14 protein-coding genes and 1 other RNA gene are annotated in these 15,117 nt (G+C 59.3%); 9 read left to right on the top strand and 6 right to left on the bottom strand.

What is annotated here, in order from left to right:
* Window positions 1-3: 3 nt before the first annotated feature.
* The 3 genes from smpB to ssrA all read left to right on the top strand — a co-directional run bounded on the left by smpB (window position 4) and on the right by ssrA (window position 1,613).
* On the top strand, window positions 4-465 hold the full coding sequence (gene smpB / locus I6E42_RS09795; RefSeq protein ID WP_235371737.1) for an SsrA-binding protein SmpB: 462 nt from the start codon (window positions 4-6) through the stop codon (window positions 463-465).
* 34 nt (window positions 466-499) lie between these two features.
* Complete coding sequence (locus I6E42_RS09790; RefSeq protein ID WP_235371736.1) at window positions 500-1,021, top strand: peptidylprolyl isomerase; 522 nt, start codon at window positions 500-502, stop codon at window positions 1,019-1,021.
* Window positions 1,022-1,245: 224 nt separating this feature from the next.
* Window positions 1,246-1,613, top strand: a transfer-messenger RNA (tmRNA) gene (gene ssrA / locus I6E42_RS09785).
* 113 nt (window positions 1,614-1,726) lie between these two features.
* Here ssrA and I6E42_RS09780 read toward each other — a convergent pair.
* A complete protein-coding gene (locus I6E42_RS09780; protein ID WP_328284101.1) occupies window positions 1,727-2,092 on the bottom strand; it encodes a restriction endonuclease subunit S in 366 nt (121 codons plus the stop codon).
* 227 nt (window positions 2,093-2,319) lie between these two features.
* Here I6E42_RS09780 and I6E42_RS09775 point away from each other — a divergent pair, with 227 nt between their 5' ends.
* Window positions 2,320-3,285 (top strand): D-2-hydroxyacid dehydrogenase, encoded by a 966-nt coding sequence (locus tag I6E42_RS09775; protein ID WP_235371734.1) that lies wholly within the window; start codon window positions 2,320-2,322, stop codon window positions 3,283-3,285.
* Between the two features lie 6 nt (window positions 3,286-3,291).
* The gene (locus I6E42_RS09770; RefSeq protein ID WP_235371733.1) at window positions 3,292-4,422 is read left to right on the top strand and encodes a glycerate kinase family protein; all 1,131 of its coding nucleotides are present in this window, start codon (window positions 3,292-3,294) and stop codon (window positions 4,420-4,422) included.
* A 277-nt stretch (window positions 4,423-4,699) separates the two neighbouring features.
* Here I6E42_RS09770 and I6E42_RS09765 read toward each other — a convergent pair whose 3' ends face one another.
* The 5 genes from I6E42_RS09765 to I6E42_RS09745 form a co-directional block, all read right to left on the bottom strand.
* Window positions 4,700-4,900, bottom strand: coding sequence for a hypothetical protein (locus I6E42_RS09765; RefSeq protein ID WP_235371732.1), 201 nt, complete (start codon window positions 4,898-4,900; stop codon window positions 4,700-4,702).
* Window positions 4,901-5,262: 362 nt separating this feature from the next.
* Complete coding sequence (locus I6E42_RS09760) at window positions 5,263-5,517, bottom strand: hypothetical protein (protein WP_235371731.1); 255 nt, start codon at window positions 5,515-5,517, stop codon at window positions 5,263-5,265.
* Window positions 5,518-5,621: 104 nt separating this feature from the next.
* On the bottom strand, window positions 5,622-7,598 hold the full coding sequence (locus I6E42_RS09755; RefSeq protein WP_235371730.1) for a TRAP transporter permease: 1,977 nt from the start codon (window positions 7,596-7,598) through the stop codon (window positions 5,622-5,624).
* Window positions 7,591-8,109 (bottom strand): DUF1850 domain-containing protein, encoded by a 519-nt coding sequence (locus I6E42_RS09750; protein WP_235371729.1) that lies wholly within the window; start codon window positions 8,107-8,109, stop codon window positions 7,591-7,593. Before I6E42_RS09750 ends, I6E42_RS09755 begins: the two co-directional genes overlap by 8 nt.
* Before the next feature lie 94 nt (window positions 8,110-8,203).
* Window positions 8,204-9,250, bottom strand: a complete 1,047-nt coding sequence (locus tag I6E42_RS09745) for a TAXI family TRAP transporter solute-binding subunit (protein WP_235371728.1) — start codon at window positions 9,248-9,250, stop codon at window positions 8,204-8,206.
* 277 nt (window positions 9,251-9,527) lie between these two features.
* Between I6E42_RS09745 and I6E42_RS09740 the strand changes: the two genes are divergently transcribed.
* The 4 genes from I6E42_RS09740 (at window position 9,528) to I6E42_RS09725 (ending at window position 15,086) form a co-directional block, all read left to right on the top strand.
* Window positions 9,528-11,231 carry a LytS/YhcK type 5TM receptor domain-containing protein gene (locus I6E42_RS09740; protein ID WP_235371727.1) on the top strand — a complete coding sequence of 568 codons (1,704 nt, stop codon included), beginning with the start codon at window positions 9,528-9,530 and terminating at the stop codon, window positions 11,229-11,231.
* A gap of 4 nt (window positions 11,232-11,235) precedes the next feature.
* A complete protein-coding gene (locus I6E42_RS09735; RefSeq protein WP_235371726.1) occupies window positions 11,236-11,964 on the top strand; it encodes a LytR/AlgR family response regulator transcription factor in 729 nt (242 codons plus the stop codon).
* A gap of 688 nt (window positions 11,965-12,652) precedes the next feature.
* Window positions 12,653-13,606, top strand: a complete 954-nt coding sequence (locus I6E42_RS09730; protein ID WP_235371725.1) for a LysR family transcriptional regulator — start codon at window positions 12,653-12,655, stop codon at window positions 13,604-13,606.
* Between the two features lie 55 nt (window positions 13,607-13,661).
* Window positions 13,662-15,086 (top strand): FAD-dependent oxidoreductase, encoded by a 1,425-nt coding sequence (locus I6E42_RS09725; protein ID WP_235371724.1) that lies wholly within the window; start codon window positions 13,662-13,664, stop codon window positions 15,084-15,086.
* Window positions 15,087-15,117 lie beyond the last annotated feature (31 nt).

The following is a 15,117-nucleotide window of genomic DNA, read 5'->3' as shown; positions in this document are numbered from 1 at the left end:
GCCATGGGCGAAGCCGTCAAGATCATCGCGAAAAACAGCAAAGCCTACCACGATTATTTTATCGAGGAGAAATACGAGGCCGGTATCGAACTGGCGGGCACCGAGGTCAAGTCCATCCGCCTGGGCAACGTGAATCTGAAGGATTCCTTCTGCATCATCAAGGAGGGGCAGTTGTCCGTCCTTGGCATGCACATCAGCCCCTACGAGAAGGGCAACATCTTCAACAAGGACCCCCGCCGTCCCCGCCGGCTGCTGATGCACAAGCGGGAGATCCTGCGGCTCTTCGGCCGCATCAAGCAGGACGGCTACTCCCTCATCCCCCTGGCTGTCTATTTCAAAGGTCCCCGGGTCAAGCTGGAGATCGGCCTGGCCAAGGGCAAAAAGCTCTACGACAAGCGGGAATCCGCCGCCCGGAAGGACGCGAAACGGGAGATGGACCGGGCCATGAAGACCCGGAACCGCTGACGGTACTTCAGATATTTTGGAAAGGATGATCTACATGGCACAGAACCCCATCGTCACCATTGAGATGGAAAACGGCGGCGTCATCAAGGCCGAGCTGTTCCCCGAGGTGGCCCCCAACAGCGTAAACAACTTCATCAGCTTGATCCAGAAGGGCTTTTATGACGGCCTGATCTTCCACCGTGTTATCCCCGGCTTTATGATCCAGGGCGGCTGCCCCCAGGGCACCGGCATGGGCGGCCCCGGCTACTCCATCAAGGGCGAGTTCACCGGCAACGGTTTTCAGAATGACCTGGCCCATGACCGGGGCGTGCTGTCCATGGCCCGGGCCATGAATCCCAACTCCGCCGGCAGCCAGTTCTTTATCATGGTGGAAAAGGCTCCCCACCTGGACGGTCAGTACGCCGCCTTCGGCAAGGTCATCGAGGGCATGGACGTGGCCGACGCCATCGTGTCCACCAAGACCGACTGGAACGACCGCCCCCGCCAGGAGCAGAAGATGAAGAAGGTCACTGTGGATACCTTCGGGGTGGCGTACCCCGAGCCTGAGAAGGTGTAATTCCGGTCTATCCGGTTTACAATATAAGCGTTTCGTACCGCGCGGGGCGGAAAAGCCCGCTCCGCGCGAATCAAGACCTCCAGGTCACCTCCCCGGGCGGCACCGCCGCCCATCGTGCCGAAGCCCAGCGCCAGCGGCTTCGGTACGAAGCGGAGGAGCAGCGGAATGAATGAGCTTTCGTGCCTGCACAGAAGCGAATGATAGGAAGCTTGCGTCGACGACGAGGGGGCGTACCGGTTTCGACGGGGACGTTGAAGCAGGAATAGCGGGCGGTGGCGCCTGGCCACCTTAAAACGGGCATTCTTTATAAATTAAAGAACAACAACGAATACGCTTACGCTGCCTAATTAAAGGCGGCCGTCTGACCGGGAAGGGCCACGAGCCCGGATCAGGCGTCGTTTAGTGGCGGACGTGCGTACGCTAAGCTTTGCGCGTACCATGCATCATGAAGCTCACCTGACCCCCGGGCGTGACGGCTTGCCCGGGGCGAGGGGAACGGGGAGAGCAAGACTCCCGCAATAACCGTCTGCGCCCGGAGAAGTTCTTGTGGATGCGTTTTCGGACGGGAGTTCAACTCTCCCCGCCTCCACCAAAGGGGTATTACACGAACACCTACTATTTTCGCGGCGGCTTCGCCGTGACGGTGTGGTTGTGATACCGATAACAAGAGAGCGGTCAAGGTTTTATGCCTTGGCCGCTCTTTTATCATATTGTTTTGTTATAGGGCAAATCCTTAATATATTTTTCCATAGCGTCCCAGTCAGGAATATATTCGCCAGCGACTAATTTAGCAGGTAGACGAATTGTTGATTTTACCATACGCTCAGGTCTCCACTTGCGGCCATATGCCCAGCGGTATTTATCCATTTCAATCACTGTAGCGACGAAGAGTGCATTAAACACATTAATATCGCCATCCAAGAAATATAGCGGATTTACATCGTGACTGCATGTAAACGGAATGGGTTGATAAAAGGCGCAACCAACAGAACCATTGTTTGTAACGCATAACGAGTTTCCGGGGAAGATTTTCTCTTCAATCAAATGTGGAAAGCTCTTAACTTCAAGCACCGCTTGCTGGGCCCTAAGCTCAATCCAAACGCCATCGATTAGTAGATCTGCGTCATTTTCCCACCACCTATAAGACCAGCGGTTTGTGATCCGTACTCTGCGTCCCGGCGAGGATGAGGATATTGCGCCGGCCAACCCAAAGTGGATACTGAAACGGGCCTGGGCGCTTTTGGAGGATTGATTTATCCTAACAATTCGGCTAAGATAATGACACGGAGGGTTGAACCATGAAAATTGTTGTTTTGGACGGATACACGGAGAACCCCGGCGATTTGAGTTGGGATGAGCTGGGCAAGCTGGGCGAGTTGACGGTCTATGACCGTACCAGTCTCACCGACGAGAACGAGGCCATCGCCCGTATTGGAGATGCTGAGATCGTCTTCACCAACAAGACCCCCATCACCAGGAAAGTGATCGACGCCTGCCCCAGCATGAAATTCATCTCCCTTTTGGCCACCGGCTACAACGTGGTGGATTATGTGTACGCCAAGGAGAAAGGTATCCCCGTCACCAATGTGCCTACTTACGGCACCGCCTCAGTCAGCCAGTTCTCCATTGCCCTGCTGCTGGAGATCTGCCACCACATCGGCCATCATGACGCCTCTGTCCATGCCGGCGATTGGGCCAACTGCATCGACTGGTGCTACTGGGACTATCCCCTGATGGAGCTGGAGGATAAGACCATCGGCATCATTGGCTTCGGCCGCATCGGCCAGGCGGAGGGCCGGGTAGCTAAGGCCCTGGGTATGAACGTACTGGCCTATGATGTCTATCCCAATGAGTCTGGTAAAGTCATCGGGAAATATGTGGACCTGGACACCTTGTATGCCAAGGCCGACGTCATCACCCTGCACTGCAACCTGACTCCTGAAAACACCGGCATGATTAACAAGGACACCATCTCCAAAATGAAGGATGGTGTCATCCTCATCAATAACGCACGGGGCCAGCTCATCAACGAGCAGGATGTGGCTGACGCCTTAAACAGCGGCAAGATGGGCGCTGCTGGCCTGGACGTGGTGTACACCGAACCTATCAAGGCGGATAACCCCTTACTGAAGGCCAAAAACTGCATCATCACCCCCCATATCTCCTGGGCCCCCAAGGAGAGCCGTCAGCGTATCATGGACTGCGCCGTAGCCAACGTCAAGGCCTATATCGAAGGCGCTCCCGTCAACGTGGTCAACAGGTAAGGCACGATGAAAAAATGCATTGTCATTTCCGACTCCTTCAAAGGGACCTTGTCCAGTTTGGAGATTTGCCGGATTGCCCGTCAGTCGGTTCCCCGTTTTTTTCCTGAGTGTGAAGTGGTTACCGTACCGGTGGCCGATGGCGGCGAGGGTACTGTAGAGTGCTTTATCGAAGCAATCCATGCTGTCCCGGTGACCGTCACAACCACCGGCCCTTATGGGGAGAACATCCAGGCCACTTACGCCCGCAGCGGATCCAAAGCCGTGGTGGAGATGGCCTGTGCGGCCGGACTGCCTATGGTAGGAGAACGGCAGAATCCGGAGGCCACGACCACGTTTGGCGTTGGAACGGTAATCCGCCACGCAGTCGAGAGCGGCTGCACGGAGATCCTGCTCGGGCTGGGCGGCAGTGCCACCAACGACGGCGGCTGCGGCTGTGCCGCAGCCCTGGGAGTCAAGTTCTGCAACCGAAACGGAAATCACTTTGTGCCGGTGGGCGGAACGCTGGACCAAATTTGTCATATTGATGTATCTGAGGCCCGAAAACTGCTGGAGAAGGTCAAGATCACTGTGATGTGTGATGTGGACAATCCTTTGCATGGACCTACAGGAGCGGCCTATGTCTTTGCGCCTCAAAAGGGCGCAGATGAGGCCATGGTGGAACGGCTCGACAACCAGCTGCGCTGTCTGGATCAACTGATTCAGCAGGAGCTTGGACTGCCCGTGGCACAGATGCCCGGTACCGGAGCTGCCGGCGGCATGGGAGCGGGCTGTGTGGCCTTTCTGTGTGCTGAGTTGAAATCTGGCATTGAAGCTGTGCTGGATATGGTGGAATTTGACCGGTGTCTGGATGGAGCCGACCTGGTCATCACCGGTGAGGGCCGCATCGACTCCCAGAGCGTTCACGGAAAGGTAATCTCTGGAATCGCAAAGCGAACCAAGCCTCGGAAAGTACCTTTAGTGGCTGTGGTGGGAGGCATCGCAGACAGTGCCAGTGAGGCCTATGATTTAGGTGTTACGGCTATGTTTGGGATCGACAGGGAGGCTGTAGCCTTTACCCAATACGCACACAGGACCAGCGAGCATTATCAGCGTACTCTGGAAGATATTTTACGGCTTATCAAAGCAATGGAGAAATAAACTCTGCGCGGAAAATCACGATCCGGTTGCAAGTGATGAGGTGAATCCTGCGCTAATTCATACGCTCATTCCTTAGCCAGCAGCCTGGCGTTTTCCCCTCGTTCGGGTTCATCTGCTGATCTCCCGCTCTTATCATTATATTTTACGATCTGTTAGAGGTGATGAAAGAACGAAAGCTCTGCCAATTAGTGGCGCGATTCGCTGCGATATCATCATCGGGACAATTGCTACAAGAGTAAAACACGCAGGGAACTGCCTTTAAATGGTTTTGGATATCTCATACTGCCATAAGCTGTGTGGTCGGCCCGGGAGCGGCTTGTGGAGGGTTGGACTGACTCCAGCCTTCACCAGCCACACGGAAGCTCCCAACATTAAAAAGGCCATTGCCCTGGACACCTTGTTTGATATAGCCGAAGCTCTGGAGATTCCGGCGTATCAATCCTTCCCATTCGGCCCCGGCGATGTCTGATTTTTCCATACCTTTTGATCTTTCCTCTATTGCTCCATGTAAGCTGGACACTCAGTGTCCAGCTTATTGTTTTCTGCAAAATAACCGTAAACACCATGGAGTCTTGATCCCCGCCGCCTTGACGATGCACTCATAAATGGTGGTTTTAGGAAGCCGCCTTACCCGGCCATTCCGAATGGCTTTCAATGCCCCGCTTCTTTTACCATACGGTAGTAACTCCAGGAACGAGACGCATATACTTCTTTAATTCGTCCCACTACATCAAAATCGTTCATCTGTGTTCCTTCAAATCAGTCTGTATCGTTATTTTTTCTATAGAAAAGTTTTCGGACCGGAACGTATACTTCTCCATACATGTGGTAACGCGGCACTTATTGAAAAAATAAACCGTATATTGCCATAAGCAGGCCGAAGATGGTGGTGGAGTTGCGGTCCACGGAGTGGTAGCTGGTAGGGTCCACCAGGTCCCGGTCCAGGGCCGCGTCATAGACCCGGTCATAGGACCCGGCGGGAACGATGTGGGATGCGATGGCTACTGCTGTATGAGCGGGACAGCCCGGTCCACGCTGGTCTTCGTGATATTTGTGGCCGTCATGTACTTGACAGTCTATCTCCTCATCAAACACGAAGCACGGACGGACGCCCCGGTATGAACCGGTTTTCTCCCACGCAAAAACGGGACGGACCCAAGAGGTCCGTCCCGTTTTTATGATTTAGTTTCGCCGGGTACTCAGAAGGCGATCTTCAAGCCCTGGCGTTTGGCGTTGGCCACCTGGAACACCACGATAGCGGCGCACAGGGCCAGGCCAACCACGTCGGTGGCAATGCTGCTGTTGATCAGCAGCAGGGCCGTGACGGCGGATACCGCACGGATCAGGATGGGCACCTTGGCGAACAGGTAGCCCTCGGCGGCCACGCTGATCAGGAACACGCCAATGACGGAGGTGATCAGGATCCAGATACCGCTGAGCAGCGTCACGCCGTCCAGCAGCAGGCCCTGGTTGTAGACGAACATGTAGGGGACGATGAAGCCCGCGATTGCCAGCTTCACAGACACCCAGCCCGTCTTCATGGGGTTGCCGCCGGAGATGCCGGCCGCGGCGAAGGAGGCCAGGGCCACGGGAGGCGTCAGGTTGGCGAACATGGCGAAGTAGAAGCAGAACATGTGGGCGGACAGGTCGGGGATGCCCAGCTTCACCAGAGCGGGAGCCGCGATGGTGGCGGTGATCAGGTAAGAGGGGATGGAAGGCAGGCCCATGCCCAGGATCATACAGGTCACCATGGTGAACAGCAGGGTCAGGAAGATGCTGCTCTGGCCGATGCTGATGATGGCGCTGGCGATGTTCAGGGCGAAACCGGTCAGGGAGCAAACGCCCACGATGATACCTACGCAGGCGCAGCTGATGGCCACGGAGACGGTGGAACGGGCGGACTGGGCAAAGGCGTCATAGATGTCCTTCAGGCTCATCCGGCTGACGGGCCGCAGTTCAGCCACAACGATGGTCAGAATGATGGTCCAGAAGGCGATCTTCAGAACCGTCCAGCCGGAGGCGAACATCATGATGACCAGGAAGGCGATGGGGATGATCAGGTGGCCCCGCTCCTTCAAAACGCCGCCGATCTTGGGCAGCTGGTCCTTGGGCAGGCCGAACATCTTCTCCTTGTTGGCGCGCAGCTGGACCTGGAACAGGATGCCGGCGTAATAGACGATGGCGGGGATCACAGCGGCTTTCACGATGACGGAATACTTGACGCCCAGGGTCTCGGCCATAACGAAGGCCGCGGCGCCCATGATGGGGGGCATCAGCTGGCCGCCCACGGAGGCGGTGGCCACTACGGCGCCGGAGAACTCGTCGGTATAGCCGCTCTTCTTCATCAGGGGGATGGTGAAGGAACCGGTGGTGACCACCACGGCCACGGCGGCGCCGTTGATCATGCCCAGCAGGCCGGAGGCGATGACGCCCACCTTGGCGGGGCCGCCCTTGGTGCCGCCGGCGATGGCGCTGGCCAGGTCGTTGAACAGCTGGCCCATGCCGCACTTGTTCATGACTTCACCGAAGATGATGAAGATGACAATGTAGGTGGCGGAAACTTTGATGGAGGAACCGTAGATGCCGTAGATGTCGATGGTCAGATACTGGATGATCTTGGTCCAGGAGTAGCCGCGGTGCATAAAGATGCCGGGCACATAGCGGCCGAACAGACCGTACAGCAGGAAGATGATACACAGAATGGGCAGGGCCGGGCCGCTGATCCGGCGGGTGGCCTCCAACACCAGGATCACCAGGATGGTGCCCATGATAATATCCAGGGTGGAGGGCTTGAAGCCGGTGGACATGAACGCGTTGTACCGGGCCAGCACGTAGATGGGCTCCGCCAGGGACAGGACGGCGAAGATGACGTCATACCAGGCGACTTTCTTCCGGGACGCCTTCTCGTAGGCGGGGTAGAGCACGAAGCTCAGGATCAGGATCAGGCCCACGTGGATGGAGTGGTGCCACAGGTTCACCATGGTCAGCAGGCCGGCCGCATAGACCAGGTGGTAGACCGTGAACAGGAAACAGAACAGGGACAGGGCCTTTTTCATCGTGGGGGAATCAAATTTGCGGGTGCGTGCAGATTTTTCATGCTTTTCCAGCATGGCCTCCTGCTTGGCCAATTCTTCCGCAGACAATTCTGTGGCGAAAATATTGTTTTCTTCAGCCAAAGTGGAACAACCTCCTTTGAACAACGGTTTCACAGGTCACAAAGCTGTGGTGGGGCAGCGAGGAAAACGCCAGGACCGGCTCGCCGTTCAGCAGCAGATCCTTCATATTGATTTGAGAAGTGATCCAGTTAAACCGGAAAAAGACGCTGTTGATGTCATCCATATGGACCAGCCCGTCCTCCCCCACGTAGGTGGGGACGTCCATTTCCGCCGGGATACCCGCGCCGAAGCCTCCGACCTCGATGCGCTGGAGGAGGAAGCTCCCATCCTCCTGGACCACGTAGTATTCGTTCCAAGGAACATGCTCGAAGGAGTGGGTCAGCTCCACCGTCAGGGTATCCCCCGGTTGGATCTGCCGCTCCAAAATGATCTCACCCGTCTTCTGATAAGACAGGCGCAGGGTCATCACCGGATCCCGTCCGGTGAAAAGCAGGGTGGCGCCAAGTACGCAGGCCGTCACCAGCAGGACGGCCAGGACGCATCTGCGCCACTTCTCCGGAGACGCCGGCATACCGGATCACCGCTCCTTTGTCCGGATGGAATGGACAGCCGGCACGCGGCAGAGGTCAGGGACATACCGCGTGCCGGCTGAGAAAGGTCACTGATTACTGCTCAAAGCCGTGATCGGCCCAGAACTTGGCGGCGCCGTCGTGGAGGGGCAGCTGAATGTCGCTGACGCCCACATCCAGATAGATGTTCTTGTTGGCGGCGTTGTGGGAGGCCTGGATGGTGTCGATGTTCTCGAAGATACCGGTCAGCATATCGTAGACCATCTCATCGGACAGGTCCCCGCGCACCAGCATGATGTTGTACACGAAAACGCTCTGGACGTCCTCGGTGTTGTTGTAAGTATCAGCGGGGATGACGGTCTCGGCATAGAAGGGGTACTTGGAGATCAGGTTGTCACGGCCGGCGCCGTCGATGGGCACGATGACCATGTCATAGCTGGTGGCCAGCTCAGTGACGGTGGCGTTGGGCAGGCCGGAGGTGACGAACACGGCGTCGCACTGGCCGTTCTTCATGTTGTCGATGGCCTCGCCGTAAGCCAGGTAGTCCACGGTGCAGTCGTCATAGCTCATGCCATAGGCCTCAAAGATCATGCGGGCGTTCAGTTCCACGCCGGAGTTGGCGGCGCCAACGCCCACGCGCTTGCCCTTCAGGTCCTCCACGGACTTGATGCCGGTGTTGGCGGTGGTGACCAGCTGCACGTAGTTGGGCCACAGGCGCATCAGGGCGCGCAGGTCGCTGGCAGGCTCCTTGCCCTCGTAAGCGCCGAAGCCCTCATAGGCCTGCATGACGGAGTCCTGCATGGCGATGGCGATCTCGGCGTCGCCGTCCAGGATCAGCTGGATGTTCTCAGCGGAGGCGGCAGTGGCCTGAGCGCTGGTGGTGTAGCCCCAATCACCCAGAGCGGTGGCGAAGGCGCCGCCGATGGGATAGTAAATGCCGGAGGTCGGGCCGGTGGCTACGGTGACGAACTCTTTGGCGCGCTCGGCCTCGGTCAGGCCGGTGGAGGCGCCCTCGCTGCTGGCACCGGAAGCGGCGGGCTTGTCGCTGGAAGCGGAGCTCTTGCTGCCTCCGCCTCCGCAGGCGACCAGGGACATGGTCATGCACAATGCAAGGGCCAGGGCCAGGATCTTCTTCATTTTCATTTTAGTCTCTCCCTTTCTCAAAAGTTTCTCAGTTTTATTTCAGCGGCGTGACCGCGGAAACGCAAAACACACAAATCTTCTCTCGGGACATCCGCATTTTATGTGTATTCTACCCTTCTGTCAACAAAACTGCCGGGTACGGTCATTTTTGGCGGGGGAACGGTAAAAATCCGGGTGAGAACGGATAGCTGGTTCTTGCAATGGTTCCTGTTCCGTGTTACACTGTTTCCGTTAAAATTTTGTAAACAATGAGCGGACAAAAAGGGAGACGTGTCGTATGCTGGATGACAGCCTGCTGGGGTATCTGCTGCTGAATCTGGGGCTTTTGATGCTGACGGCAACCGCGCTGACCGAGATCAAGCCCCTGCGCACCATCCTGAAACGTCAGGAGCGCTCCGTAAGCAACCAGCTGCTTCTGGGGCTTATCTTCGGCCTGCTGTCCATCAGCTGCACCTACACCGGCCTGCAGTTTCAGGGCGCCGTGGTCAACACCCGGGTCATCAGCACCGTGGCCGCCGGACTGGTGGGCGGACCCCTCTCCGGGATCTGCGCCGGCCTGCTCAGCGGCGTGCACCGCTACCTCTATAATCCGGCCGGCTTTACCTCCCTGGCCTGCGGCGTGGGCACCTTCTGTTTCGGCGTTATCGGCGCCTTTTTCTACCGCTGGCTCCCCCGGATCTCCCACCGGAATGCCGCTCTGGTGGGCATTGCGGTCCTGTCTGAGATGATCCAGTGCGGGATCATCCTGGTGATGGCCAAGCCCTTCCCCGCCGCGGTGGCCCTGGAACAAGCCATCCTCCTGCCCAAAATGGCGGTCAACTCCGTGGGGCTGGTCATCTTCATGGGGATGCTGGACCGCCTGAACCGCAACCTGACCTTTGAGCTGGTGGAGCAGCGCTCGGCGGCCCTGTTTGTGGCCCAGGAGTGCCTTCCCTACCTCCGGGAGGGCTTGAGCAACCGGGAGGCCCTCCAAAAGGCGGCGGACACAGTGCGGCGCAACCTGCCCAACTTCCAGGTGGCCATCGCCGACCGGGAGCAGATCCTGGTGGCCAGCGGGATGTCCCTGGCGGGACAGCCCCTCCCCGATTTCGTCCGGCAGGCCGAAGAGTCCAGAAAGCTGTCCGTCATCCGCAACTACCAGGGAGAACGCCAATCCCGCCGTTTTCAGGAGAAGGCGGCCATCGCCGCCCCTTTGGTCTGGGACCAGCGGGCGGTGGGAGCACTGATCCTGCTGACGCCCACAGGCCCCAACCTGATCCTGGAGGCGGACCTGCTCACCGCCGAGAGTCTGGCCCAGCTGTTCTCCTCCATGCTGGAGCTGGGAGAGCTGCAGCACCAGGTGGACCTGCGCCACCAGGCGGAGTTCCGGGCGCTTCAGTCCCAGATCAACCCCCATTTTCTGTTCAACGCCTTGAACACCATCTCCGCCCTCTGTCTCACCGACCCGGACCGGGCCCGGGAGACCATCCTGGTCCTGGCCCGGTATTTCCGCCAGACCCTATCCATCAACGAGAGCTTCGTCACCCTGTCCCAGGAGCTGTCTAACGTGGACAACTACCTCTTCCTCACCGAAGCACGGTTTGAGGGGACCGTCCACGTCACCCGCCAGCTCCCCGATGACCTGGAGCGGCTGCGGCTCCCGCCCCTGCTCCTGCAGCCCTTGGTGGAAAACGCCATCCGCCACGGCGGGTCCTCCGACGGCCACCGGTATGTGGACATCCGGATCGAGCAGGACCAGACCCGCGCCCAGATCTGGATCTCCGACCGGGGGCACGGCTTCCCGCCGGAGGTGCTGGCCAAATTCCACGACCCCGACGACCCCAGCTACTCCGGCCTGTTCAACGTACAAAAGCGGCTGCGCAGCATTTACGGCGACCAGTGCGTCTTTGACATCCAGAGCACCGACCACGGCTCCACCTTCTATCTCTCCATCCCCCTGGAGCCCCCCACCGCCGCCCAAACTCTGTCGGAAGGAAGATGACCCTATGCGGATCGCTGTGATCGATGATGAAAAATATTCCCGGGTGGAGCTGATCCACCAGCTCCGGAAGCGCCTGCCCCAGGCGGAGATCGCCGAGGCGGGCAGCGGCGTGCAGGCCATGGCCCTGCTGGAGCGGCAGACCTTCGACCTGCTGTTCATCGACGTCCACCTGGGAGACATGGAGGGGACCACCGTGGCCGCCCTGGCCCGGAAGCTCATGCCCCAAGCCAAGATCGTCTTCGCCACCGCCTACTCCGAATACGCGGTGCGGGCCTTTGAGCTTCAGGTAAACGACTACATCCTCAAACCCTTCGACCCGGAGCGGCTGGACCAGGTGCTGGACCACTGCCTCCCCAGCGCCGCCGCAGAGCCTCCGGCCTCCCCCCAGCCCCTGGACCGGCTGGCCATCAGCAGCAACCGCCACACCATCCTGCTGGATGTGGGCGACATCACCTATATCGAGACGGACGGCTCCGGGCGGGGCTGCGTCCTCCACACCCTGTCCGGCAAGGAGTATACCGACAACGCCTCCCTCTCCGAGTATGAGAGCCGGCTGAACGGCCAGGGCTTCTACCGCATCCACAAGACCTGCCTGGTCCAGCTGAAATTTATCCAGGACATCTTCCCTTGGAACAACAACAGCTTCGCCCTGCGGGTCCGGGGGGCCGACATCCCCCTGCCCATCGGTCGGGACCGCATCAAAGAGCTGCGCCGCCAACTGAAGATCCAGTAAACGGCGGCTCCCATCGGTTCTCCATCTCCCAACCAAAACAAAACACGGTCCGAACAGCGGAGAGGTGCTGTTCGGGCCGTGTTTTTTTACTTTGAGTGACGGATGGATCACACAAAGGGAAGAAGGCATTTCTTTACCGGGCAAAGGAACCATAATAGGCAGCCAGGAAGCTGGACAGCTTTTTCATGGGGATGATCTCCTTTCACATCAAAATCGGTATATCGGTTTCCGCGCGCCGTTCCGCTTAGCGGGAGAAGGTGCGGTAATAATCACTCAGCAGGCTGGACAGGCTTTTCATAACGAAAATCTCCTTTCAAGATCAAGTCCGGTTTATCAGTTCCACCTACGTTTCCCTCAGCGGGAGAAGGTGCGGTAGTAATCACTCAGCAGGGCGGCCAGGCTCTTCATGGTGTTACGCTCCTTTCTGCTCATTTTGAGATCCGGTGCTTGCTTCTTATCGTGCGTACTGGGAAGTCTGACAATTCCCATGACCCGCGCCGACGACGTGACGTAAAACATTCTGTTCCATTATCAGGACCTCCGTTCCGTTTTACTGCTCTTTGCTTTGGGAAATCTTTCTGTTCCCTTTGGACGCCCTTATCCTAACACCAACGGTTTAAAAAAGGAAATACATATATCATTGCATTTACCATATTTTTTTGATATGATAAGTCCGAGGTGAATGGGAATGGAACTGCGTACCCTCCGTTACTTTATCACGGTGGCCCAGGAGCTGAACATCACCCGGGCCGCGGAAAAATTGAATATGAGCCAGCCACCCCTGAGCAACCAGATCCGGGGTCTGGAGGAGGAGCTGGGAGCCCCCCTCTTCATCCGGGGCAAGCGGCGGCTGACCCTCACCGACGAGGGCAGCCTCCTCCTCCGCCGGGCCGTCCAGCTGCTGGATCTGGAGGAGAAGACCCGCCAGGAACTGGCAGCCATGAAAAGCGGCGTGTCAGGCACCATCGTTTTGGGCCTGGTGGAGGGCCGGGCGCCCTATCTCACCGCCCGGTGGATCGCGGGCTTCCGGGAGGAATTCCCCCTGGTTCGGTACAGCCTGTGGAACGGCAGCAGCGACGACGTGCTGGACCGCCTGCACAGGGGGCTAGCCGACCTGGCGGTCATCGCCGCCCCCTACGACACGGAGCATCTGGAGGGCTTCCCTGTGGGCCGGGAGCCCTGGGTGGCCATCATCCCCCGGAAGCACCCCCTGGCCCAGCTGCCCGGGGACCAGCTGCCCCTGGCCCGGCTGGTGGGCCAGCCCCTGATCGTCCCCACCCGGAAATCCCGGATCGAGGCCATCCGAAAGTGGTTCGGCGAGATCGGGGCGGAACCCGACATTTTCTGCGAAATGTCCAACTATGTGGACGCGGTGGCGCTGGCGGAGCAGGGGGTGGGCATCAGCATCTTCCCTCAGACCACCTATACCCCCAACGACCTGGTGGTGTCTAAGGTGGTCACCCAGCCCGCCCGACAGGCGGAATATGTGCTGGTGTGGAGCAAGGCCCAGCAGCCCTCCGGCCTGGTCCAGGCGTTTATCGACTACGTCCAGGACTTTCTGGAGGAGGACAAGATCCACTCCCAGCGCTTCCGGGTCCGGGAGGCGGAGCATATCCTACCCCAAGAGACGGAACGTCTTTAAACCAGAATAAAACCGCCGTCTCCGGCGCATGCTGGATGCGCAAGGAGGCGGTAACATGGAATCTCTTTGGCGATGGGATGCCGCGGCTCCCGGCGGACGGTCCTTGGGCGGCGATCTGACGGTAGACGCCGCGGTCATCGGCGGAGGAATGGCGGGGGTGCTCACCGCCCGGGCCTTGGCCGGGGCGGGACTGCATACCGTGATACTGGAGGCCCGCACCCTGGGCAGCGGACAGACCGGGAACACCACCGCCAAGATCACCGCCCAGCACGGCCTGATCTATACCCGGCTCATCCGGCAACTAGGCGAGTCCCGGGCCCGGCTGTATGCCCAGGCCAACCAGGAGGCGGTGGAGGAGTACCGCCGGCTGGCCCGCTCCGGCATCCGCTGCGACTTCATGGACTGCCCCGCCTACCTCTACTCCCGCTCCCGGGAGCTGCCCCTGGTCCGGGAGGACGTGGCCTGCCGCGCCCTGGGGCTGGAGACCGCCTTCACCGTGACCACGACCCTGCCCTTTCCGGTCAAGGGCGCGGTGCGGATGGAGAGACAGGCCATGCTCCACCCCCTGAAATTTCTGTACGGAGCCGCCCAAGGACTGGAGGTCTATGAGCACACCCCTGTTCTGACCGCAGAGGAAGCCCGTCTGACCACTCCCCGGGGGCGGGTGACCGCCCGGTATGTGGTATTCGCCTGCCACTACCCCTTTGTCAATTTTCCCGGCCTCTACTTTGCCCGGATGCACCAGGAGCGCAGCTATGTGGCGGCGGTGTCAGGCGCTCCCCAGCTGGACGGCATCTACTACGGCGTGGACCCCGGCGGGCTGTCCTTCCGGAACGCCGGAGCCTACCTTCTGGTGGGCGGCGGCGGCCACCCCACCGGCAAGGGTGCGGAACGGAGTCCCTACGACATGCTGGAGGCCCAGGCCAGGTCCTTCTGGCCCCAAGCCGTCCCGGCAGCCCGTTGGTCCGCCCAGGACTGCGTCACCCTGGACGGCCTGCCCTATATCGGCGTATTCAGCCCCTCCCGTCCCCACTGGTATGTGGCCACCGGATTCCAAAAATGGGGCATGACCGCCTCCATGGTGGCCGCGGACCTTATTTCCGCCCAGATAACCGGACAGGAACACCCCCTCTCCTCCGTTCTCTCCCCCCGGCGGTTCAGCTGGACAGCGGCCCGGAGCCTGGCCGGAGAGAGCGGCCGCGCCGCCAAGGGCCTGCTCCGCGGCTGGTTGTGGCGCCCCGGAATGTTCTTGGACCAGCTCCCTGCCGGCCAGGGGGCGGTGGTCACCTGGCACGGAAAAAAGGTGGCGGCTTACCGGGAGCCCGACGGCCAGGTCCATCTGACTTCCCCCCGGTGCGCCCACCTGGGCTGCCAGCTGAATTGGAACCCAGAGGAGCACACCTGGGACTGCCCCTGCCACGGCTCCCGGTTCGACTGCGACGGAAACCTCATCGACAACCCCGCCCAGACCGGCCTGTGACAAAAAATTCCCGGACATACGTCCGGGGATT

This window comes from Pseudoflavonifractor phocaeensis (genome assembly GCF_021531815.1).
GTDB classification, from domain to species: Bacteria; Bacillota; Clostridia; order Oscillospirales; family Oscillospiraceae; genus Lawsonibacter; species Lawsonibacter phocaeensis_A.
Note: the sequence above shows the minus strand (reverse complement) of the source record. Positions and strands in the feature narration are given on the sequence as shown.